The sequence below is a fragment of the Faecalibacterium hattorii genome (genome assembly GCF_003287455.1).
Classification (GTDB): domain Bacteria; phylum Bacillota; class Clostridia; order Oscillospirales; family Ruminococcaceae; genus Faecalibacterium; species Faecalibacterium hattorii.
In genome coordinates, this window is sequence record NZ_PRLC01000008.1 from 80378 (window position 1) to 102811 (window position 22434).

Genomic DNA, 22434 nt, shown 5'->3' on the forward strand with positions numbered 1-22434 from the left:
GAGGAAATTGATAATGCGTTTGATGAAAAGAATTCTGAGTGCAGCTGCTGTGCTAGCTCTGTCTGCTTCTCTTCTGGTTGGCTGCAGCAGCGGCACGGCGAGCTCTGTTCCCGTTTCTGCAAGTTCTGCCGCAGGAAGCACTGTTTCTTCCGTAGAAGAGACCGCCTCTTCTGCTGCGGATGAAAACGAAGCTGCCGCTGCACAGCTGCTGAACGACCTAACAGGCAGCTATCAGGAACTGTGGCCGGTGATTCTGGCGGACGAATATAAGCAGACATGGCTGGATGATTGTACCGCTCTCGTGGGCGAGGACAATGCCGAAGCTGCTTTTGAGAAGCTGTCCTCTATGGTGACAGGTGATGTTTACGGCGAAGATGCAGTTAAAGCGTATGCCAACGGCGGCGGAGCCTATTTCTGCGGCTTTACCAATAGCCTTGCGACCTTGACCTTCGATGGTGAAACTTCTACCATTTCCGGCACCGATAAGGACGGCAATGTGCTGTTCTCCCATACCTATCACTATATTGGCATGGAGCCTGTGCGTGGGCTGTATGAGTTTGAAAGCGATGATGCCGATTCCGGCGAGTTCACCTACTTCTTCCTTGCGCCGGACACCAGTGCGGAAACTTACCATATTGAGTTCCGCTATGGTTCGGATGCAGAAGCTCTGAGCCAGTACGATGCAGGCGAATATGCTTACTGGCTGGCCTCCGGCATTTCCACCGACTGTGACCAGACGATGATCAACAACTGCATTGAGCTGTTCTGCACCGAAAATCTGGCGGGTTAAAACGCAGAATGTGCTGTGGAGTTGAAATACCACAGCACATTTTTGCCGCAATCTGATTTGAAGGAGGTCTCTTTTGTGAAAAAGCAATCCGATTTATCCCGGCTGATGGGTTATGCCGGAACGTATCGGTACCTGACCTATGCCTCATGGGGATTGTCTGCGCTCAGTGCACTGATGGCACTGGTGCCATTCGTGTACATCTGGAAGATCCTGCGTGATGTGTTGAACGCCGCGCCGGACTATGCGCAGGCGGTGAACATCCCCCATTACGGCTGGATGGCAGTGCTGTTTGCGGTGCTGGCTTACCTCATTTACATTGCGGCACTGATGTGTTCCCATCTGTCGGCGTTCCGAGTGGCGACCAATCTGCGGCTGGAGGTTTCCGAACACCTTGCCACACTGCCGCTGGGCTTTACGGAGACGTTTGGCAGCGGTAAGCTGCGCAAGATCATCCACGAGAGTACTGGCGCAGCGGAGACATTTCTCGCCCATCAGCTGCCGGACAAATATAATGCAATGGCAACACCCATAGGTCTGTTGGTTCTTTTGCTTGTGTTCGACTGGCGGCTGGGTCTGCTGAGTCTCGTTCCGGTGGCACTGGGCTTCGTCATCATGTCCGCCATGACAGGAAGGCGGATGGCAGACAAAATGCGGCAATACGGTAATGCGTTGGAATCAATGTCTAACGAGGCCGTGGAGTATGTCCGCGGCATCCCGGTAGTCAAGACCTTCGGGCAATCCGTCTTTTCGTTCAAAAAATTCAAAGCGACCATTGATGAGTACGAAAAGTGGGTCATTGCCTACACCAAAGAGCTGCGGATGCCGATGATGCTCTATACTGCCGCAATCAACGGTGTGTTTGCTTTCTTGATTGTAGGTGGGCTTCTGTTCACCCGGAACGGTGTGACTTCGAAATTTCTGCTGAACCTGCTGTTCTACATCATCATTACCCCGGTAATCTCCCTGACCCTGACCCGCATCATGTACATGAGCGAAAATGAACTCGTTGTGGCAGATGCGTTGGCTCGTGTGGATTCGGTTCTGGATGCGGAACCTGTGCCAGAAAACGATCATCCGCGGCATCCGAAAGATGCCTCTGTGTCCCTGAAGGATGTGCATTTCAGCTATGATGGCAAAACGGATGTTATCAAGGGCGTTTCGCTGAAAATTCAGCCGGGTCAGATGGTGGCTTTCGTTGGCCCCTCCGGCGGCGGCAAATCCACACTGGCAAACCTGATTTGCCGGTTCTTTGATGTGCAGAGCGGCAGCGTCCGGGTGGGCGGAGCGGATGTGCGGGACATCCCCAAGGAAGAGTTGATGGACACCATCTCCTTTGTGTTCCAGAACAGCCGCCTGCTCAAGGGCAGCATTCTGGACAACGTCCGGCTGGGCAGAGCGCAGGCCACCGAAGCCGAGGTGCTGGCGGCGCTGAAAGCTGCACAGTGCATGGATATCGTGGAAAAGTTCCCGGAGGGCATCCATACCGTCATTGGCACAAAAGGCGTGTATCTGTCCGGCGGCGAGCAGCAGCGCATTGCCATTGCCCGCGCCATGCTGAAAAATGCGCCCATCCTGCTGCTTGACGAGGCCACCGCTTTTGCCGACCCGGACAATGAAGCAAAGGTGCAGGCAGCCTTTGCTCAGCTTGCCAAGGGCAAAACCGTGCTGATGATCGCACACCGTCTGTCCACCGTAGCCAACGCCGACTGCATCTATGTGGTGCAGGATGGGCAGATTGTGGAATCCGGCACAAAGGACGAACTGTGCGCGCAGAACGGCCTGTTTGCCCGGATGTGGCAGGACTATCAGGCCTCGGTGCAGTGGAAGGTCGCAAAGGAGGGGTAAGGAATGATCGAAAAAATTCAACACGCCACAGCCAGTTCCCCGGAGGGCGCAAAGGGTCTGGTGAAGGGCGTTCTGGCCTGTGCGTTCCAGAACATGGCGTTCATGCTGCCCACCTGTCTGCTGTATTTTTTGGTAAAAGACCTGCTGAATGGCACAACTTCCGGCAAAGCCGTTTTTTATCTGCTGGGCTGTATCGTCTGCTTCGGGCTGATTCTCCTGACAACATGGTTCCAGTACAACGGAACCTATTTTACGACCTATAAAGAAAGCGGTATCCGCCGTCTGGCTCTCGCAGAACGTCTGCGTAAGCTGCCACTGTCTTTCTTTGGCAAACGAGATCTGGCCGATCTGACCAGTACCATCATGTCGGACTGTGAGGTTTTGGAAAAGACCTGCTCTCACTTTATTCCCGGCCTGTTCGGTTCCTTGATCTCCACCGTGATCATTGCGCTGAGCCTGTTTGCGTTCGACTGGCGGATGGCACTGGCAGCTCTGTGGGTCATCCCGGTGTCCATCGCCATCGTGCTTGGCAGCTATCGGGTGCAAGATCGCATTCAGGTCAGAACGATGGCGGTCAAGATGGATTGCGCCGATGGGATCCAAGAGTACATTGAAACGCTCCGGGATCTGAAAGCGAGCAATGCGGAACAAGGCTATCTTTCCGGCCTTTCCAAAAAGATTCGTGCGGTGGAAAAACAATCCGTTGCGGCAGAACTGGAAACCGCCCTGTTTGTATCTTCGGCAAGCATGGTTCTGAAACTTGGCATTTCTTCGGTTGTGCTGACTGGATCGGTCTTGCTGGTCAATGGCAGCATTGATGTACTAACGCTGTTTCTTTTCCTGATGGCAGCTTCCCGGATGTACGATCCTATGCAGGGCGCTTTGCAGAATCTGGCAGCCGTCATTGCCATGCGCACCAACGTGGGCCGGATGAATGAGATTCTGGAATACCCAGTCCAGACCGGCAGCGAAACGATGACCAATCAGGGCTGCGACATCGTGTTTGATCATGTGGGTTTTGCCTACAACTCTGGTGAGACAGTGCTGAAAGACGTTTCCTTTACGGCAAAGCAAGGCGAGGTCACTGCACTGGTCGGACCCTCTGGCGGCGGTAAAACTACCGTTTCCCGTCTGGCCGCTCGATTCTGGGACAATCAGAAGGGCTGTATTACCGTGGGCGGCATGGATATTTCCAAAATTGACCCGGAAAAGCTCATGAGCCTGTATTCCATCGTTTTTCAGGATGTGACGCTGTTTGACAACACGATTCTCGAAAACATCCGTCTGGGCCGCAAGGGAGCCACCGACGAGGAGGTTCTTGCGGCAGCAAAGCTGGCAAACTGCGAGGAATTTGCCGAAAAGCTGCCGGACAAGTGGAACACCAACATCGGCGAGAATGGCTGCGCTCTTTCCGGCGGTGAGCGTCAGCGCATTTCCATCGCCCGCGCCTTCCTGAAGGATGCGCCCATCATCCTGCTGGACGAGGCCACCGCCAGCTTGGATGTGGAAAACGAAACTGCCATTCAGGAGGCTCTATCCCGGCTCATAAGAAACAAAACCGTCCTCATCATCGCCCACCGGATGCGCACCGTGGCAGGTGCAGACAAGGTTGTTGTGCTGAAGGATGGCATCGTAGCGGAGCAAGGCAGACCGGATGAGCTTTATGCTCGGAACGGATTGTATGCGCACATGGTTGATTTGCAATCAGCAAGTCAGAATTGGACGATTTAAAGCTATAATAAGAGAAAGCTGTTTCAAAAGGATGCTCTGTCATGGGATAGAACATCCTTTTTGAATACCGTTCAGCCGAAATTTGTACAGGAGTCCATCATAAAAATGACATTCTATAAACCTATTGCAATAGGATGAAAAGTATGGTATATACATTATACGAAACATTGCTTTGAAATGAACACTCTACCGTCCATTGATGCATAAAAGAGAGGTGCTTGCCATGACCGCCGTGATCTATGCCCGCTATTCATCGGATAACCAGCGCGAAGAATCCATTGAAGGCCAGATTCGTGAATGCACTGCCTATGCGGAAAAGAATGGCATCACCATCGTCAAGCACTACATTGACCGTGCCATCTCTGCCAAAACGGACAACCGCCCGGAGTTTCAGCAGATGATAAAAGACAGCGACAAAAAGCTGTTTGATATTGTTCTGGTCTGGAAACTTGACCGCTTTGCCCGGAATCGCTACGACAGTGCCCGGTATAAGACCCAGCTGAAGAAGAACGGTGTCAAGCTCATGTCGGCTACGGAGATCATCTCCGAGGGGCCAGAGGGTATCATTCTGGAATCGGTTCTGGAGGGCTATGCAGAATACTACTCTGCCGACCTTGCCGAAAAGGTTGTCCGTGGACAGACAGAGAACATCCTGAAAGGCCGCTGCAACGGTGGTCGTGGAACGTTTGGATATACGCTGGATTCCGAGCGGAAATTTCACATCGACCCGCTTGCCTCCCCTTTCGTGCTGGAATCGTTCACGAAGTATCGGGATGGCCTCACGATGAAAGAGATTCGGGACTGGCTGAATGAAAACGGCATCAAGAACCCGGTGGGCGGTGCGTTTACCTATAACAGCGTCGAACATATGCTCAAAAACCGGCGGTACATCGGAGAACTGAAATTCCGGGATGTGGTCGTACCGGATGCTATCCCGCCCATCATTCCGCTGGAACTGTTTGAGGATGTGCAGGAGAAAATCGCCAAAAACAAGAAAGCCCCTGCCCGTAGAAAGGCAGAGGATGACTACCTGCTCACCACCAAGCTGTTCTGCGGCTACTGTGGGGCGTTGATGTTTGGCGAAAGCGGCACGAGCCGGACGGGTGAAGTCCACCGCTACTATAAATGTGCCACTGCCAAAAAGCACAAGGGCTGCAAGAAAAAGACCGTCCGTAAACAGTGGCTGGAAGATCTGGTGGTCAACCAGACGATGCAGCTTGTCAAAGACGATGCCGCCATGGAATCTATCATCGCCAAGGTGATGGAACTGCAAAACAAGGAGAACACCAACATTCCCCTCTATGAGAAACAGCTTCGGGATGCTGAATCTGGTATCCAGAATATGCTCAATGCGATTCAGGCCGGTATCCTGACCAGCTCCACCAAGGAGCGGCTGGAGCAGCTGGAAGAAACCAAGCGTGAGCTTGAAGCCCGCATTGCGGAAGAAAAGCTGGCAAAGCCCAAGGTTACAGAGGAGTTCATCCGGTTCTGGCTGCTGCGGTTCCGCAAGCTGGACATGAGCCTGAAAGACCAGCGGCAGGCATTGGTGGATACCTTCATCAATGCGATTTATCTATACGATGATAAGGTTTTAATAACCTTCAACTATAAGGAAGGTACACAGACCGTCACCTTTGGAGAAGCGACAGAAGTTGCATCCGAGGGAAATGGTTCGGATTTGGATTGCTTTACTGCACTGAAAACACAGCACACTTTGTGTGCTGTGTTTTTTTGTGCGGATAAGGGGACTTGAACAGGGCGGCGGTGCGAAGCACCGTAAGCAATCAGCCCAGTGGGCTGCTGCGCAAGCCCCAACCAAAGAGACCGGAGTTGTTTGGCCAAACGGCTTTACAACTCCGGTCTTTTGCTGCCGCACGACAAAAACACAGCCCCGCTTTGGTGAAGGAGAAGCCAAAGCGGGGCTGTATTTTAATGAAGGAGAAAGGAAGGGAAAATCAGGTTACAGATTCAGCTCAAACTGTTCTGCCGTGATGGTTGCTTTGCCATCGGCAGCAAAGGTGATGCCGTCGGCAGACTGGGGGGTGTAGATCCATACGGTCATGGTCTGCTCGCCATCGTTGGCGAAAACTTCGATGCTGTTTTTATCCAGCAGGATGCGGAGCTTCAGCGCACCATTCTGGCTGCGGACCTTGCAGCTGCGGCGGTGCACGATGTCGGCACGGGAACCGGCATAGCTGCGGTCCAGCGTCAGCTCGGAGGTGTGGGGGTCGTAGGTCAGGCTGGTGTGATGGTCTGCATCGGCGGCCAGCTTCAGGGTGAAGGAGCGGTATTCGCCGGGCTGCACCGTAACGGTCAGGTCGGCCACACGGCCCTTGATGCCTTCCAGAGAAGTTTCGCTTTGCACCGTCACATTTTCGTGGAAGGTGCGCTTGCCGTGGGCGGCATCCAGCTCCCGCACGGGGGTCTGGAAAATGCGCCCGTCCTTGATGTGCAGCTCGCGGGGGCAGATGGTCTGCCCGAACCACTTGCAGCCCTTGGGCTTATCCTCGGTGTCCGACCATGTTTGCAGCCATGCGGTCATGATGCGGCGGCCATCCGGGGCAAGGGTGGTCTGGGTGGCGTAGAAGTCGATGCCGCCATCCATCAGCTGCACATTTTCTTTCGTGAAGGTGTGGGTGGCTTGGTCATAGCTGCCGATGAAGGCAATGACGTTGTGCCCGTTGTGGAACTCGCCCTTGGGCAGCATCTCCATGGGGCCGAGCATTAAGACCTGCTTGCCGTCCAGCGGGAAGAAGTCCGGGCACTCCCACATTTTGCCGTACTGGTTGTTGCAGCGTTCCAGCACCGTGACAAAGTGCCAGTCGAAGCCGTCTGCGCTCTGGAACAGTGCTGCTGCGCCGCTGCCATCCTCGGCGAGGCAGACCGTAACGACGGAGTAGGTGCCGTCGGCCTCACGCCAGATCTTGGGGTCCCGGAAGTCGAACTTGCTGAAGCCTTCCGGCAGGTCTTTCTGGGTCAGCACCGGGTTGCAGGCGGGCTTTTCGTAGTTGAGACCGTCACCGATGGCAATGCTCTGGGTCTGGATGTCCCGCATCTCCCCATTGGGCTGCTTTTCTGCCACCACGCTGGTGTACATCAGCAGCTGCTTGCCGTCATCCATCTGGGTGGCAGAGCCGGAGAAGCAGCCGGGGCCGTTGTCCGCCGGGGAATCCGGGGCCAGCGCACAGGGCAGATACTCCCAGTGCAGCAGGTCGGTGCTGACGGCGTGGCCCCAGTGCATAGGCGCCCACCGCACATCGTAGGGATTATACTGATAGAACTGATGGTACTGCCCCTTATAGTAGGAGAAGCCGTTGGGGTCGTTCATCCAGCCCACATAAGGAGTCAGGTGGTAGGCAGGGCGTTCCGCCGGGGAAATGGCAGCGCCGTGCTCGGCCTCGTAGGCACGGGCTTTTTGTAAGGTCAAATCGTTCATGGAATCCTCCAAAGGAAAGAACTCTTATGCGTAGTAAGCATCCAGATATTTCTGCATGATGGCCAGATAGTCGGACAGGCCGTAGGCTTCCAGCTTGCTCAGATATTCGTTCCACTCTGCATCCGTAGTGCCGTTCATGATCCAGTCCGCTTTCTGGGTATTCATGTAGGTCTGCAGATCTGCCTGCAGATTAGAGACCTGCTCGGTGTCCTCGTTGCTCATAAAGACATTGGGATAGACATAATCGTTGTTCATATCCGGGGTGTAGATGTCCTTGATCCAGTCCAGACGGTACTGTGCATCGTCCGGGCAGGTAACGTATACACCATAGTACTCATCCAGAACCGCCAGAGGCCCGCTGACACACTGGGCTTCACGGACTTCCACGGGAGAAGCATCGCCCAGAGGAGCGTGCTTCAGCATGGGCTCGCCCTTATCGTTGGTGGACAGTTCAAAAATGTTAAAGCCTTCCGCATCGCCGTAGGTGCCCCAGTTGTTCTGCGGAGACTGGAGGGGTGCGTACATCTGATCCAGCCATGCACAAACCAATGCGGGGTTTTCCGCCTTTGCGGTGACAACGCATCTGCCGCGGGCAAAACCGCTGGTGAAAGAGCCGTTCTGCGGGGTGATATTGCGGGTATCGGCGGTCAGGGCGGGCAGCGGCTCCCAGTCGGTCAGGTTGTCAATGTTGGCAACATCCCAGCTGAAGCAGACACCATAGCGGCCAGCCTTGCCCTTGGAAACATAAGTGGACCACTCCTGCGTGAAGCACTCCGGGTCGATGAGCTTCTCGGCATACAGTTTGTGCAGCCAGTCCAGACCATCGCGGTAGCCCTGCTGGGTGGCGGCACAGATGACTTTCCGGTCGTTGGTAACAGCGATATGGCGGTCCTTGTCTGCATCGCCGTAGCCTTCGCCAAAGCCATTGATGAGGATGCTGGGGTCCTGATCGCCGTTGTTGACGATGCAGGACATGGGGATGATGTCGCCGTCAATGCCATACTCTGCCTTGATGGAAGCGGCGTTATCACGGAATGCCATCAGCACCTGTTCAAACTCGTCCACTGTGGTGGGCATCGACAGGCCGAGGAAGTTCAGCCACTTGGTATTGATGAAGCTCATGTTGCCAATGGTCTGGATGGCGGTCTTTTCTGAGCCGAGCTGCTCGATCCAAGGCAGTGCCCAGATGTGGCCCTCGCTGTCGGTGCACATGGTGCGGTACTCCGGGTACTTCTCAAAGACCGTCTGGAGATAAGGCATATTGTTGTCAATGTAGTCTTCCAGATTGAGGATGACACCCTGATCTGCGTAGCGCAGCAGATTGCTGTCGCTAAAATCAGCAGTAAAAACAAAATCCGTCAGGGTGTTGGGGTTGGACATATTCAGGGTGATCTTATCGCTCCACTGGTCGGACTGGATGGCGGTCCAGTCGATGTGCACATTGGTCTGCTCTTCCAGACGCTTGAAGATGGTGCGGTTGTTCGGTTCGGGTTCGCTGCCCACAGGGAAGCTGGTCATGCCGGTAAAGGTGACCTTTTCGGGCAGCGGAAATTCAACGGCACCGGTCGTGTCCACAGCTGCGGCAGCAGAATTGTTGCCGCCGGTGGATTTGCCGCCGCCACAGGCAGACAGAGCAGCGGCAGAGCCCGCCAGAGCGCAGACCTTGAGGAAGTTGCGGCGAGAGATCAGCTTTTTCATGGTATTTTCTCCTTTTTTATGTTTCTTTCTTCGTGTAACAGATGAGCGTACCGGCTCATAAAATTCTGGAGTATCCTCAGCCTTTGATGGAACCAGCCATGATGCCGGCATCAAAATACTTCTGGAAGAAGGGATACATCACCAGCAGCGGCAGACTGGAAATAATAATGGTCGCATATTTGAGCAGCTCTGCCATCTTCGCACGTTCGGCCGTGCTCTGGATATCTGCGATCATGCCGGATTCCGGCTGGCTCTGGATCAGGATGGAACGCAGCACCAGCTGCAGCGGCTGCTTCGATGCGCTGTTCAGGTAGATCATGGCGTCAAAGTAGCTGTTCCACATTGCCACGAACTGCCACAGGGCCAGAACTGCCACCACCGGCATACAGACGGGCAGCAGGATCTTGAAGAAGTAAATCATCTCGCTGGCTCCATCCACATCCGCAGCTTCACGCAGCTCACGCGGGATGCCTTGATAATAGGTACGGGCAATGATCATGTTCCACACGCTGAATGCGCCCGGCAGAATGACCGCCCACATGGAATCCAGCAGACCCAGATTGTTGATGAGCAGGTAGGTGGGGATCAGACCGCCGCTGAAAAACATCGTGATCACAAACAAGGTGTTGAAGATCGCTTTGCCTTTGAAGTCCGGCAGCGACATGGGATAAGCGGCAAGCATGGTCACAGCTACCGAGATGATGGTAAAGATGATGGAGTAAAGTACCGCGTTCTTGAAGCCGACCCAGATCTGCTTGTCCGAAACGACACGCTGGTAAGCATCCAGACTCCACTTGCTGAAATCAAAGGAGATGCCCTTGTTTTGCAGAGTGACCGGGTCCATAAAGGACGCGATGACGATGTAGATCATCGGAACGATGATCGCCAGCAGGAACAAGCCCAAAAGTGCGTAGCCGCAATACAGGATGATCTTATCTTGTTTGGTGTAGAGGGCCATTTTTGATTTTTTCTGTTTTGCCATGGTAAACCCCTCCTTACAAGCCCTTGCCATCGTTCATTTTGGCAACGACCTTGTTCACTGCGATCAGCAGAATGACGTTGACAACGGTGTTGAACAGACCGACTGCCGTGGAAAAGCTGTAATCGCCGTCCAACAGGCCCTTTTTATAAACGTAGGTCGCAATGATCTCGGCAGTGTTCAGGTTCAGGTCCGTTTGCAGGGCATAGGCTTTTTCAAAACCGATGCTCATGATGTTGCCTACCTGCAGGATAAACTGGATCACGACCATATCCTTAATGGCGGGCCACTCTACCGTCATGATCTGCTGGATCAGGTTTGCGCCGTCGATCATGGCAGCTTCCTTCAGATCTTTGCTGGCGTTAGAAAGAGATGCAGTGTACATGATGGATGCCCAGCCGGCACCCTGCCAGATGCCGCTGATGATGTAGATGGGGCGGAATGCTTCCGGCAGCGTCATGAAGTTGATGCTGGTGTGGAACAGGCCGTTCACCGGGCCGGTGACACTCAGCAGCACCCGGACGATGCCGCACAGCACGATGACCGAGATGAAGTTGGGCATATACAGCACCAGCTGCACCTTCTGCTTGATCTTCTTGCTCTCGATACGGTTGAGCAGGAATGCCAGCAGGATGGGGATCGGGAAGCCCCACAGCAGACCGTAGACGCTCAGCTTCAGGGTGTTGATCAGATAACGCTGGAAGTCCGGCGAGGACATGAAGCGGGTAAAGTTTTTGAAGCCTACCCACTCGCTGCCCCAGATGCCCCTGAAGGGATTGTACTTCTGGAATGCGATCAGCACACCGCCCATAGGAGCGTACTTGAACACCAGCGTCAGCGCCACGGCAGGCAGCAGGAACAACAGGTAAAGCTGCCAATGCCGTTTGATGTAGACCCATGTGTTGTGCAGCTTGCGTTCCGCTGTCAGCACAGCCGTTTCCGGTGAGGCCGTCTTTGCTTTCATGAATCATTCTCCTCCTTTTGGTTTGTGTTTTACATTTGCACCTTTGGATTTTACGTTTTTGCTTCGATTGTGCAAATGTAAAATTCTTTAATTCATTTATACCACGCAAATAAGCGAATGTCAACGATAATTCATGGGATACATAAAGGAATACTGTGCATTTGTACAGGTGCACAAATTTGAACATGTGCAAATGTGCAAAATGATGATTTGCATTTTTACGTTTGACTAATTTGTGCATTTGCACTATACTGGAGCCATAAAGAATAAGATCCGTCACCAGACTTTATCTATAAAAGAAAGAACATCCGTCCCCTATACTATAAGGAAAGAGGTTGACTTATGGCAACCAAAGTCACCATTCAGGATATTGCAAACGAACTGCAGCTTTCCCGCAACACCGTTTCAAAGGCCATCAACAACACCGGTGTGCTGGCAGATGCCACACGAGAGAAGATCCTGCGCAAAGCCGCCGAAATGGGCTATAAGCAGTTCGCCTATCTGCCGCTGTTTCAGGAAGACGCTGCAAAAACAGCAGAGTCTTCTATTCTGCCGCGTGGCAAACGGGAGATCGCCATGCTGACGACCCAGTTTCTGAACAGCTCTCACTTTTCCTCCATGATGCTGGATCGTTTCCAGTCGGAAATCGACCATCTGCACAGCAGCATGACCATTCATCGCATTTCTCCCACAGAGCTGAAAGAGAAAAAACTTCCCTCTTCTCTCGACATCCAGCGCACAGCCGGCATCATCTGCTTTGAAGTATTCGACTATGACTACGCACAGATGCTGTGCGATCTGGATGTTCCGCTGCTGTTTGTAGACACCCCTGTGATGGATATGCGTCCTCCCCTGAAAGCCGACCGCCTTTATATGGAAAACCGCATTGAGACCCAGAATGCGGTGGCCCACATGGTCCAGCGCGGCAAAAAACGCATCAGCTTTGCGGGGGATAAAAACCACTGTCAGTCCTTCTTTGAGCGTTATATGGCTTATAAGGATGCAATGGAGTACTTTGGTCTGACAGAAGGCCTGAGCACCTGTGCGATGCCATCTGGACAGCAGAACTATCCGGTATCCCTGTACGAAACCATCCGTCGGTTCAAAACGATGCCGGAAGCCTTTGTCTGCGCCAATGACTTTGTTGCCATGGATCTGGTCAAGGCATTGAATGAGCTGGGGTATTCGGTTCCCGACGATATCTGGGTCTGCGGCTTCGATGACAGTCCGGAGGCTTCCTACTTTGCCCCCCATCTGACTTCGATCCATATCCATGAACAGATCATGGGCTACACCGCTGCCAATCTGCTTATGACCCGCATCGAAGAGCCATCGCTGAACTATCGCACCGTCTATACGGAAACCAGCCTGATCCTGCGCGAATCCACAGGAGATTGAGCGAAAGGAGAACCCCCATGCGTGACCTGTTCAATACGGACAAGCCGCTGTTTGCTGTGCTGACGAAATTGACTTACAGTGCTTACCTGAACATCTTATGGCTCGTGTGCAGTCTGCCCATCGTTACCATAGGAGCTTCTACCACCGCATTGTTCTACGTCACCCTCAAAATGGCGGAAGATCGGGACGATGGTCTGACCCGGATGTTTTTTAAGGCGTTCCGGGAAAATTTTAAGCCGGCCACAAAACTCTGGCTTATCCTGCTGGCTGTCGGCAGTTTCCTAGCTGCGGATGGCTTTGTGCTGCGCCGAATGTGGAGCGAAAACATTTTCTGGACGCTGCTCACTGCAGTGCTGATTGGTGCGGCAGTTCTGTACGGCATCGTTGTGCTGTATGCCTTTCCTCTGCTGGCACGGTTTGAAAACACCACCTTCGGCATCCTGAAAACAGCGTTTCTCGTGGGTGTCCGGTATCTGTTTTGCACCCTGCTGATGGCGGCGATCTATGGCATCATGGGGTACGTCATCGTGTTTGTGTTCACACCTGCCTTCCTGCTGGGCATGGGCTTCTGCGCCATGCTCTGCTCCTTTCTGATGCTTCGGATCCTCTATCTGATCGGTGGAGACCCTGATGCAGTACACGAGGAATCCGACCATGACGAAAACTGACCGGGATACGCTCCGCTCCCTCCATGGGCGCAAAAAGTGGGAGCACATCTGGGCATATTACAAGCTGCCCATTGCGATCGTGCTCATCGTCGTCTATATTCTCGGCTATGCAGCCTACCGCCATGTGACGAAAAAAGAGGATGTGCTTTACCTTGGTCTGGTAAATATCACTGCCGGGTCTGATCTGACGGAACAGCTTACCACCGGCTTTGCCGAGGCACAGGGTCTGACCAAAAAGCAACGGGTCGATCTGCTGTCCGGCTTGCTGCTCAGCGAGAGCGAAAGCGCAGAGGAGCAGTATGTATATGCTTCGGAGATGAAGCTGCTGGGTGCAGTCAGTGCCCAGCGGTTAGATGTTGTTCTGATGGACGAATATGCACGGGATCGGCTGTTGGCAGATGATTATTTTCTCGATCTGCGGACGCTGGATGCGTCTTTCCATGCACTGCCGGGTCTGAACGCCGGTGGAACCGTGCTGGATATTTCGGACACGCCGTTTGTCAGGCAGGCAGGTTTTTCGGGCAGGGTCTATCTTGGGGTGGTACAGAATGCACCGCACCCGGAGCGTGCAGCCGCTTACATTCATTATCTGTTCCAGCGGTGATCGTTGGGTTTCACATCAAGAATAAGGAGAATTATCATGGACATTGTAACGATTGGTGAAGTTTTGATCGACCTGACCCAGACCGGCAAGGATGCCCGCGGCATCCCTCAGTTTGCCGCAAACCCCGGCGGTGCTCCGGCCAATCTGGCGGTGGCTGCTTCCAGACTGGGCGCACAGACCGCCTTTATCGGCAAGGTGGGTGCGGATGCCTTTGGCCGCTACCTGAAAGAGGTTCTGGCGGAAAACAAGGTAGACGTTTCCGGCATGGCGGTGGATGCAGACCACCCCACCACCATGGCGGTGGTCTCGGTGGATGCCACCGGCGAGCGGGATTTCAGCTTCTACCGCAGCGCCAACGCTGACGTGATGCTGAGCAAAGAGGATATTTCGGACGAGGCTCTGAAAGCTGCCAAAATCGTCCACTTCGGCTCTGTCAGCCTGACCGCTGACCCCTCCCGCACTGCCACGCTGGATGCTGCCGCCCGTGCCAAAAAGCTGGGTGCTACCATCACCTACGACCCCAACTACCGTGCAAACCTCTGGAAGAACAAAGAGGACGCCATTGCTCAGATGAAAGCTCCCCTGCCGCTGGTGGATATTCTGAAAGTGTCCGATGAGGAGCTGCCCCTGCTCACCGGCACCACCGACTGCGAAAGCGGCACGGCACAGCTTGCCCAGAACGGCATCCGGCTGATTTTCGTCACCTTGGGTGCAAACGGCGTGTTCTACCGCTTTGGGGACAAGACCGGCCATGTGGCTGGCGTTCCCTGCAAGGTGGGCGACACCAACGGCGCAGGGGACACCTTCTTTGGGGCTGCCCTGTCCAAGCTCTGCAAGGAGGAGCTGGACACCCTGACGGTGGACAAGCTGGAAGGCATTCTGGCCTTTGCCAACAAAGCGGCCAGCATCACCACCAGCCGGCATGGTGCCATCCCTGCCATGCCCACCCTTGCAGAAGTGGAGGGCTGAACCATGGCAGCAAAACAGGAATTTGCGTCCCGGTTTGCCAAGCACAAGGACGAGCTGGAATGGCTGTTCATGGAGCTGTACCACAACCGGGAAGGGCTGGAAGTTCTGGAGCGGGAGATGGCAGAAGCCTACAACGCCCGCAGCGCCGAGCTGAAAGCACTGGACAAGGCACGCTCTGCCGACCCGGAGTGGTACAAGCGGGGCAATATGTTCGGCATGACCATGTACACCGACCTCTTTGCCGGAAATTTGAAAGAGCTGGCAAAGAAACTGCCCTACCTCAAGGAGCAGAAGCTGACCTATCTGCACCTGATGCCCCTGCTGCAGATGCCCCATCCCCACAACGACGGCGGCTACGCAGTGGAGGATTTCGATACCGTAGACCCGGCCCTTGGCACCAACAAAGATCTGGAAAACCTGACCCGTGAACTGCGGAAAGCCGGCATCAGCCTGTGTCTGGATTTTGTCATGAACCACACCGCCAGCACCCACCGCTGGGCCATGGCGGCAAAGGCGGGCGACCCGTGGTTTCAGGCCTATTACCATCTCTATGACGACCGCACCATTCCCGACCAGTACGAGCAGACGGTGCCGCAGGTGTTCCCCAACACCGCGCCCGGCAACTTTACATGGTGCGAGGAAATGCACAAGTGGGTGCTGACCACCTTCCACGACTACCAGTGGGACCTGAACTACGGAAACCCGGCAGTGTTCGTGGACATGACCAAGAGCATCCTGCACCTCGCCAACCTTGGCGTAGAGGTGTTCCGCATTGACGCCGTGCCCTACATCTGGAAGCAGTTGGGCACCACCTGCCGCAACCTGCCGCAGGTGCACACCATCGTGCGGATGCTCCGCATGGTGCTGGAATGCGTCTGCCCGGCGGTCATCCTCAAGGGCGAGGTGGTCATGGCGCCCAAGGAGCTGGCCGCCTATTTCGGCACCCCGGAAAAGCCGGAATGCCACATGCTCTACAACGTATCCACCATGGTCAACCTGTGGGGTGCCCTTGCCAGCCGGGACACCCGGCTGCTGAAGGCCCAACTGGATGCCCTGCACGCCCTGCCGGACAACTGCTGGTTCGTGAACTATCTGCGCTGCCACGATGACATCGGCTGGGGTCTGGACGAGGCGGTGGAAAACCGGCTGGGCATGGACCCCCAGAAGCACAAGGAATACCTGTACCACTTCTACGAGGGCAATTTCCCCGGCAGCTGGGCAAAAGGCGAGCTGTACAACTACGACCCCGCCACCGGCGATGCCCGGAGCTGCGGCACCACCGCCAGCCTGTGCGGTATCGAACAGGCACTGGACAAAAACGATAAAATTGCGCTGGATTATGCCGTGAAGCGTGATCTGCTGCTGCACACTGCTATGGCGTTTTTGCAGGGCTTCCCCATGCTGAACTGCGGCGATGAGATCGCTCAGCTCAATGGCTGGGACTACAAAAACGACCCCGACCGTGTGGAGGACAGCCGCAATTTACACCGCAGCAAATTCAACTGGGAGGACGCAAAGCAGCGCACCCGGAAGGGCACGCTGCAAAACGCCCTGTGGCAGGGCATGGAGCAGCTGCGCCAAATGCGGGCAGACCCCTGCTTTGCCCCGGATGCGTGGGTGACCACATGGGACAGCCACAACCCCGGCGTGCTGGCACTGGTACGCAAGCGCGGCGAGGAGACACTGGTGGGACTGTTCAACTTTACCGAGTACCCGGCAGGGGCCAGTCTGGACGCTCTGGGTGGCGAGTATCACACCCCGGAGAGCACTTCCGTCTGGCTGGCAGATGTGGAGCTGGAGCCCTATCAGGCGCTGCTGGTAAAAAATAAATAAGGAAAACGAGAACCACCCCGAACAGCAACGACCAAAGGCAGGGTATCATCATGGCGATGGTATCCTGTCTTTTGCTATTTTTAACTGCGTATGGTATACTCGGCTTAGTTCAACCAATCGGAATTCAAGGAGGTTCTGTTATGCACACGGAGAAGAAATCCCACCGGTCTAGGATGGATCCTATTGTTGCTTTAGTTTTGATTTTTGCTGTACTAAAAGTAACAGGATTGATTTCGTGGTCATGGCTATGGGTATTCAGCCCAATTTGGATCACCCTTTTGTTTTTCGCTGCTATTTTTTTTTCCATTTTGGTCGGTGGACGAATCGTTAAAGGAAAGTGGTAACTTCCAGTTTGCGCAGCGCAGCAATGAAAGCCCCAGTGGGGCTTTTACGCGACAGACCAGTCTGCGACAGCAGATGGACAACTTCGCGGATGTATATCCCCTAAACGCAAAGCGGCCGTTTCCTCTCCTGCGCGGAGAGGCGAAACGACCGCTCTTTATTTTTTCCGGTATTCCCGTGGTGTCATGCCGAAGTGTTTCTTGAACGCCCGGTTGAAATAGGATAAATTTTCAAACCCGCACCGGGAAGCGATGGTCAGCACGGTTTCGTCTGTAGTATGCAGCGCTTCGGCGGCGGCGTTCAGGCGGTACTCGTTCAAAAACGTGACGAAACTTTGTCCCGTCATCTGCCGGAACCACCGCATGAAATGGCTGGCGCTGCAGGAGCAGACCCCTGCAGCATCCGCGACCCGGAGTTCTTCGGCATAGTGGACAGAAAGCCATTGCAGAACCGTTTTTAACCGCTGGGTGTCGGCGGTCTCCGTGGGGAGCTGCTGTTTTCCCTGCGCAATGAGCAGGGCCAGAAAGTGTAGCAGCTCCCCTTTTACGACCAGTTCATAGCCGGGGCGTTTGGTGTGGTTGGCATCTTCCACCTCCCGCAGACAGGCCGCAGCGGGAAGATAGCACAGATCATTCGGCGTCAGATGCCCGGTCAGCGCCAGCCGCCCGCTTTGCAGCGGAAAAATATACTTTTCTGCGCACAGGTCTCCCGCACCGCCCAAAAGTTCCAGCTCAAAGATGATGTTTTCGTACTCCATGGACTGCCCCTCGGCTTGCCGCAGCGCATGAAGGGTGCCGGGCGTAAAAATAAAAATATCCCCCATGCGGGCCGGGTAGATCACAGCTCCCATCTGCACCAGCCCCGCACCTCGCTTGACAAAGACCAGCTCCATGCTGTCGTGCCAGTGGAGCGCCACCTGCGGGAAATCCCCCGGAATGGTACAGGGATAAAGGTTGAACGGGAACCGCACGGCTCCGTGCTGCTTTGTTTCCTGCAAAGATGCCTGATTTTGCATCGTCTCACCTCCCGATGATCGGATTGTACCACAATTTGCACCGATTCGGCAAGATTTTGATTGTTTTCTGTGGTATATCTTGTGGCAGAGATGTCAAACCTGCTTTCCGTATCAAAGGAGGATCTGTTTATGAACTTCACCGAAACGTTACAGAATCTCACCGGCAAGCCGCTGGCCGACTGCACGAATCAGGAACTGTACCTTGCTCTGCTGGAAGTCGTCCGGCAGAAGAGCGCAAACCGGATTCAGCCGGTCACCGGCCGCAAGCTGTACTATATCAGCGCCGAGTTCCTCATCGGCAAGCTGCTTTCCAATAACCTCATCAATCTGGGGCTGTACGATGAAGCCCGGAATGCACTGGCCGCCGCTGGCAAGAGCCTGTCCGACATTGAAGAATTGGAGCCGGAACCCTCTCTGGGCAACGGCGGTCTGGGCCGTCTGGCCGCCTGTTTCCTTGATTCGCTGGCAACCCTGAATCTGCCCGGGGACGGTGTGGGTCTGCGGTATCACTTCGGCCTGTTCCATCAATCCTTTGAAAACGGCATGCAGAATGAGAAGCCGGATCCGTGGCTGACCGCCCACAGCTGGGCAGAAAAGACCGACGTCACCTATCCAGTGGAGCTGGCCGGCAAGGAATACACGGCACGCCTGTACAAGCTGGCCGTTACCGGCTACGAGGGCCGTACCAACACCCTGAACCTGTTCGACCTCGACACCATCGACGAGAGCATCGTCCACGACGGCATCGCTTTCGACAAAACCGCCATCGATAAGAACCTGACCCTGTTCCTCTACCCAGATGACTCCGACGAGGCGGGCCGCCGCCTACGGGTGTACCAGCAGTATCTGATGGTCTCCGCCGGTGCCCAGCTGATCCTTGCCGAATGCGCCGCCCGCGGCTGCAATTATCACGACCTTGCCGACTATGCCGCCATCCAGATCAACGACACCCACCCCAGCATGGTCATCCCGGAGCTGATCCGGCTGCTGGGCAAAAAGGGCATCGAATTTGAGGAAGCCGTAGAGATCGTCACCAAGACCTGCGCCTACACCAACCACACCATTCTGGCCGAAGCGCTGGAAAAGTGGCCCCGCGCCTATCTGGATGCCGTGGTGCCCCAGCTGATGTCCATTATCGAAAAGCTGGATAAACTGGCCCGCACCCGTACCAAAGACGAGAGCCTTGCCATCATCGACAAGGACGACCGGGTACACATGGCTCACATGGACATCCACTTCACCCACTCCACCAACGGCGTGGCGGCGCTGCACACTGAAATTTTGAAAAACTCCGAGCTGCACGGCTTCTATGAACTGTACCCGGAAAAGTTCAACAACAAGACCAACGGCATCACGTTCCGCCGCTGGCTGCTGGAGTGCGACCCCCGCCTGACCGCTGAGCTGGAACAGCGCATCGGCTCCGGCTTCCGTAAGGATGCCGCCGAGTTGGAAAAGCTGCTCGCCTTTGCAGACGACGAGACCGTGCTCAACGAGCTGACCGCCGTGAAAAAAGCCAACAAGGAAGCCCTTGCCGACTGGCTGCTGCGCACCCAGAACGTAAAAGTAAACACCGAAGCCATGTTCGACATCCAGTCCAAGCGTCTGCATGAGTACAAGCGCCAGCAGCTGAATCTGCTGTACCTCATCCACCAGTATTACGAGATCAAGGCAGGACACCTGCCCGCCGTACCGCTTGTGAGCATCTTCGGTGCCAAGGCTGCCCCGGCCTACACCATCGCAAAGGACATCATCCACGCCCTGCTGACCCTCTCGAAGGTCATTGCCGCTGATCCGGAAGTATCCCGGTGGCTTCAGGTGGTGTTCGTGGAAAACTACAATGTCACCGCCGCCGAAAAGCTTATCCCGGCCTGCGACCTGTCTGAGCAGATCAGCCTTGCCTCCAAGGAAGCCTCCGGCACCGGCAACATGAAATTCATGCTGAACGGTGCGCTGACGCTGGGCACTATGGACGGCGCCAATGTGGAGATCAGCCAGCAGGTGGGCGAAGAAAACATCTATATCTTCGGCCAGACCTCGGATCAGGTCATCCACCGTTACGCCGTCGGCGATTATGTCGCTGCCCAGTGGTACGAGGGCGATCCCAATCTCCGCCGCGCCATCGACTTTCTCACCGGGCCGGAGATGCTGGCCGCCGGTCATGCCGAAAATCTGACCCGCCTGCATGACGAACTGATCCACAAAGACTGGTTCCAGACCCTGCCAGACTTCAACGCCTACGTGGTGCGCAAAGGGCAGGTTCTCAGCGATTACGCCTGCGACCCAATGGGCTGGCGCAAAAAGTGTCTGGTAAACATCGCCAAAGCCGGCATGTTCTCCTCCGACCGCACCATTGCCGAGTACAACCGCGACATCTGGCATCTGGGCAAATAATTCTCCTATCTGAACCCACGTTATCAGGAACTATGCCAAGACCCGCCCGGTCTATGATGTCTGCCGCAGGTCAGGGCACAGCCCAGCAAGCATTTTGCAATGCAAAATAGACTGGGATACTTGACCGGAGCGGATATTTTGTGCGCTGGCGGATGTATTGCAGGTGGAACAAGCACAATCAAACGCCAAAACGAAATTCTGATATCGGCCAACTCTGCAAGTTCTATCCACAGCTACATCATTGACATTGGTGCCGGTGGCTCCTGTGATGATAAGTCCCTAATGGCAAGTGCCTGTGCACAGGTACCCGCAGTCGCAGTAGGGCCCGCCGGAGGCAAGGGTGTACTGCCGCACAAAGTCGGTCACACCGCCCGCTTCGCTCATGGTGTAGTCCAGATGGCACAAAGCGGGGGTCAGGTCGTACAGCCCCAGCTCCTTCATCAGCACACAGATGCCGCATTTGGTAAAGCGTCCCTCGTAGCCGCTGCCATCCGGGTATTCGTAAAACTCCATGTTCCACGAGTATGGGTTGCGGTCGGCGGCTTTCAGAGCAGCGGTGGCCTTCATGGCGGCTATGTCCTTTGGGGTAAACTTGCTTTTTCCGCTCTTGCGGCAGAACCACTGCATGGGCTTTGTCATCATGGACTTTGCGTAGTAATCCGTCAGCCTGTCCACCTCCGGGCGTTGCGGCATGGAGAGAATGAACGCGCCGACCATGGCGCAGTTGACCAGATTCATTTTGAACCGGTCGGCCTTTTCAAACTCCGGCAGACTGCGGATGATCTGCCGGTATTGCGGCTTTGCCTTTTTCGTGATGGCTCTTGCGGTGGCTGCATCATAGCCCAGCACAGTGGTCAGCTGCTTTTGAAAGGAGCCAGCAAACAGCACCCACATTCCAAAGGGCATTCCGGCATATTTCATTGTCTGTCTCCAAATCCGATCTTCACGATCTGCATTTTCATCCCGTTGTCCCCGACCCTTGCAAGAAACCGGAAAAAGCCGCTGACGGATGGGTCTTTCAAATTGTTGTACCCCAACATATAGCCCCGGCTGGACACTTGTAAGCGATTGTCCCACGGGGAAAGCTCCCTTTCAGCGTCAGAAACCGCGAAATATGCCCCTACATCCTTGATTTTTGCCGTTCTGAGCCACGTTTTGGCGATCATCTTTACCGCCGTGCGGTTTGCGGCGTCAAATACCAACACGCCGCCGGGAAAAGCATCTGCCATCCCCTGCACCAGCGTCTTGACCTGCCGGGTCAGGAAGTAATAGAACACTCCGGAGGCAAAGAATACCGCCCCGCCAGAGGCATCGATCTTGTCAAACCATGCGGGTTCTTTCAGGTCGCAGGGGATATTTTGTTCCCGCTCCCCGGCGGGCAGAAGCTGCTGCCGCAGGGCGATCACATCCGGGAAGTCCAGATTGTAGATCTTGCATCTGCCGTTGTCACAGGCTCTGCCGGTGTTATCCAGCCCGCAGCCCAGATTGACCACTGCCGCACAGGGGTGGTTTTTCAGGTACGCCCGCACCTCAAAGGCAAGGTCATTCTGCCGCATGGCGACCTCCAGCGCACCGAAACGCTGCATCAGGCTGCGGGAATTTTTCTCTGCCTCTGAAAAGTCGTAGTCGATCTGGTCGAGCAGATGCACCGCCGTTTCGTCCCGGTAAAGGTTCGGGTACAGCTCCGTACACAGCTTCCGGGAATACAGCGGGAGGATCAGCGTCTCCTGCACGGTGTTTTTCTCGATTTTGTATTTCATAGGTTCCTCCC

The 22434-nt window shown here is 54.9% G+C and carries 18 protein-coding genes; 11 read left to right on the plus strand and 7 right to left on the minus strand.

Annotated features, from left to right (window positions below; genetic code table 11):
• Nucleotides 1-13: 13 nt before the first annotated feature.
• The 4 genes from C4N23_RS07030 to C4N23_RS07045 all read left to right on the plus strand — a co-directional run bounded on the left by C4N23_RS07030 (nt 14) and on the right by C4N23_RS07045 (nt 6119).
• On the plus strand, nt 14-790 hold the full coding sequence (locus tag C4N23_RS07030) for a hypothetical protein (RefSeq protein WP_242983747.1): 777 nt from the start codon (nt 14-16) through the stop codon (nt 788-790).
• 75 nt (nt 791-865) lie between these two features.
• Complete coding sequence (locus tag C4N23_RS07035; protein WP_181567086.1) at nt 866-2635, plus strand: ABC transporter ATP-binding protein; 1770 nt, start codon at nt 866-868, stop codon at nt 2633-2635.
• 3 nt (nt 2636-2638) lie between these two features.
• Nucleotides 2639-4366, plus strand: coding sequence for an ABC transporter ATP-binding protein (locus tag C4N23_RS07040; RefSeq protein ID WP_112145053.1), 1728 nt, complete (start codon nt 2639-2641; stop codon nt 4364-4366).
• Nucleotides 4367-4589: 223 nt separating this feature from the next.
• Complete coding sequence (locus tag C4N23_RS07045; protein WP_112145055.1) at nt 4590-6119, plus strand: recombinase family protein; 1530 nt, start codon at nt 4590-4592, stop codon at nt 6117-6119.
• A gap of 207 nt (nt 6120-6326) precedes the next feature.
• On the opposite strand, the gene C4N23_RS07050 is transcribed toward C4N23_RS07045, so the two are convergent.
• The 4 genes from C4N23_RS07050 to C4N23_RS07065 all read right to left on the minus strand — a co-directional run bounded on the left by C4N23_RS07050 (nt 6327) and on the right by C4N23_RS07065 (nt 11443).
• Nucleotides 6327-7802, minus strand: a complete 1476-nt coding sequence (locus tag C4N23_RS07050) for a glycoside hydrolase family 32 protein (RefSeq protein ID WP_112145057.1) — start codon at nt 7800-7802, stop codon at nt 6327-6329.
• Between the two features lie 24 nt (nt 7803-7826).
• The gene (locus C4N23_RS07055) at nt 7827-9500 is read right to left on the minus strand and encodes an extracellular solute-binding protein (protein ID WP_112145059.1); all 1674 of its coding nucleotides are present in this window, start codon (nt 9498-9500) and stop codon (nt 7827-7829) included.
• Between the two features lie 76 nt (nt 9501-9576).
• The gene (locus tag C4N23_RS07060) at nt 9577-10512 is read right to left on the minus strand and encodes a carbohydrate ABC transporter permease (protein ID WP_112145061.1); all 936 of its coding nucleotides are present in this window, start codon (nt 10510-10512) and stop codon (nt 9577-9579) included.
• Entirely contained in the window at nt 10496-11443 is a 948-nt protein-coding gene (locus C4N23_RS07065) for an ABC transporter permease (protein WP_112145063.1), read from the minus strand. The genes C4N23_RS07060 and C4N23_RS07065 overlap by 17 nt, the downstream gene beginning before the upstream one ends.
• A gap of 342 nt (nt 11444-11785) precedes the next feature.
• Between C4N23_RS07065 and C4N23_RS07070 the strand changes: the two genes are divergently transcribed.
• From C4N23_RS07070 to C4N23_RS07095, 6 genes are read left to right on the plus strand one after another with little or no spacing between them, the layout of a single operon-like run.
• The gene (locus C4N23_RS07070) at nt 11786-12841 is read left to right on the plus strand and encodes a LacI family DNA-binding transcriptional regulator (RefSeq protein ID WP_112145065.1); all 1056 of its coding nucleotides are present in this window, start codon (nt 11786-11788) and stop codon (nt 12839-12841) included.
• Between the two features lie 17 nt (nt 12842-12858).
• A complete protein-coding gene (locus C4N23_RS07075; protein WP_112145067.1) occupies nt 12859-13509 on the plus strand; it encodes a YesL family protein in 651 nt (216 codons plus the stop codon).
• Nucleotides 13496-14113 (plus strand): hypothetical protein, encoded by a 618-nt coding sequence (locus tag C4N23_RS07080; RefSeq protein WP_112145069.1) that lies wholly within the window; start codon nt 13496-13498, stop codon nt 14111-14113. Before C4N23_RS07075 ends, C4N23_RS07080 begins: the two co-directional genes overlap by 14 nt.
• 36 nt (nt 14114-14149) lie before the next feature.
• Nucleotides 14150-15082: a carbohydrate kinase family protein gene (locus tag C4N23_RS07085; protein WP_112145071.1), complete on the plus strand. Its 933-nt coding sequence runs from the start codon at nt 14150-14152 to the stop codon at nt 15080-15082.
• A 3-nt stretch (nt 15083-15085) separates the two neighbouring features.
• The gene (locus tag C4N23_RS07090) at nt 15086-16915 is read left to right on the plus strand and encodes an amylosucrase (RefSeq protein WP_112145073.1); all 1830 of its coding nucleotides are present in this window, start codon (nt 15086-15088) and stop codon (nt 16913-16915) included.
• A 50-nt stretch (nt 16916-16965) separates the two neighbouring features.
• Complete coding sequence (locus C4N23_RS07095; RefSeq protein ID WP_207657358.1) at nt 16966-17259, plus strand: hypothetical protein; 294 nt, start codon at nt 16966-16968, stop codon at nt 17257-17259.
• Between the two features lie 155 nt (nt 17260-17414).
• Here the strand turns inward: C4N23_RS07095 and C4N23_RS07100 are convergent, their stop codons facing one another.
• Nucleotides 17415-18272 (minus strand): helix-turn-helix transcriptional regulator, encoded by an 858-nt coding sequence (locus tag C4N23_RS07100; protein WP_097840134.1) that lies wholly within the window; start codon nt 18270-18272, stop codon nt 17415-17417.
• A 90-nt stretch (nt 18273-18362) separates the two neighbouring features.
• On the opposite strand from C4N23_RS07100, the gene glgP reads away from it, so the two are divergent.
• Nucleotides 18363-20663: a glycogen/starch/alpha-glucan family phosphorylase gene (gene glgP, locus C4N23_RS07105; protein ID WP_280953106.1), complete on the plus strand. Its 2301-nt coding sequence runs from the start codon at nt 18363-18365 to the stop codon at nt 20661-20663.
• 279 nt (nt 20664-20942) lie between these two features.
• Here glgP and C4N23_RS07110 read toward each other — a convergent pair whose 3' ends face one another.
• Both C4N23_RS07110 and C4N23_RS07115 read right to left on the minus strand, forming a co-directional pair.
• Entirely contained in the window at nt 20943-21584 is a 642-nt protein-coding gene (locus C4N23_RS07110; protein WP_112145080.1) for an L-2-amino-thiazoline-4-carboxylic acid hydrolase, read from the minus strand.
• The gene (locus C4N23_RS07115; RefSeq protein WP_112145082.1) at nt 21581-22423 is read right to left on the minus strand and encodes a class I SAM-dependent methyltransferase; all 843 of its coding nucleotides are present in this window, start codon (nt 22421-22423) and stop codon (nt 21581-21583) included. The genes C4N23_RS07110 and C4N23_RS07115 overlap by 4 nt, the downstream gene beginning before the upstream one ends.
• Nucleotides 22424-22434 lie beyond the last annotated feature (11 nt).

Bases quoted from the DNA above. Each gene is read 5' to 3' on its own strand.
- C4N23_RS07030 (WP_242983747.1), top strand. From the start codon at position 14: ATGCGTTTGATGAAAAGAATTCTGAGTGCAGCTGCTGTGCTAGCTCTG.
- C4N23_RS07040 (WP_112145053.1), top strand. From the start codon at position 2,639: ATGATCGAAAAAATTCAACACGCCACAGCCAGTTCCCCGGAGGGCGCA.
- C4N23_RS07045 (WP_112145055.1), top strand. From the start codon at position 4,590: ATGACCGCCGTGATCTATGCCCGCTATTCATCGGATAACCAGCGCGAA.
- C4N23_RS07050 (WP_112145057.1), bottom strand. From the start codon at position 7,802: ATGAACGATTTGACCTTACAAAAAGCCCGTGCCTACGAGGCCGAGCAC.
- C4N23_RS07055 (WP_112145059.1), bottom strand. From the start codon at position 9,500: ATGAAAAAGCTGATCTCTCGCCGCAACTTCCTCAAGGTCTGCGCTCTG.
- C4N23_RS07060 (WP_112145061.1), bottom strand. From the start codon at position 10,512: ATGGCAAGGGCTTGTAAGGAGGGGTTTACCATGGCAAAACAGAAAAAA.
- C4N23_RS07065 (WP_112145063.1), bottom strand. From the start codon at position 11,443: ATGAAAGCAAAGACGGCCTCACCGGAAACGGCTGTGCTGACAGCGGAA.
- C4N23_RS07070 (WP_112145065.1), top strand. From the start codon at position 11,786: ATGGCAACCAAAGTCACCATTCAGGATATTGCAAACGAACTGCAGCTT.
- C4N23_RS07075 (WP_112145067.1), top strand. From the start codon at position 12,859: ATGCGTGACCTGTTCAATACGGACAAGCCGCTGTTTGCTGTGCTGACG.
- C4N23_RS07080 (WP_112145069.1), top strand. From the start codon at position 13,496: ATGACGAAAACTGACCGGGATACGCTCCGCTCCCTCCATGGGCGCAAA.
- C4N23_RS07085 (WP_112145071.1), top strand. From the start codon at position 14,150: ATGGACATTGTAACGATTGGTGAAGTTTTGATCGACCTGACCCAGACC.
- C4N23_RS07090 (WP_112145073.1), top strand. From the start codon at position 15,086: ATGGCAGCAAAACAGGAATTTGCGTCCCGGTTTGCCAAGCACAAGGAC.
- C4N23_RS07095 (WP_207657358.1), top strand. From the start codon at position 16,966: ATGGCGATGGTATCCTGTCTTTTGCTATTTTTAACTGCGTATGGTATA.
- C4N23_RS07100 (WP_097840134.1), bottom strand. From the start codon at position 18,272: ATGCAAAATCAGGCATCTTTGCAGGAAACAAAGCAGCACGGAGCCGTG.
- glgP (WP_280953106.1), top strand. From the start codon at position 18,363: ATGTCAAACCTGCTTTCCGTATCAAAGGAGGATCTGTTTATGAACTTC.
- C4N23_RS07110 (WP_112145080.1), bottom strand. From the start codon at position 21,584: ATGAAATATGCCGGAATGCCCTTTGGAATGTGGGTGCTGTTTGCTGGC.
- C4N23_RS07115 (WP_112145082.1), bottom strand. From the start codon at position 22,423: ATGAAATACAAAATCGAGAAAAACACCGTGCAGGAGACGCTGATCCTC.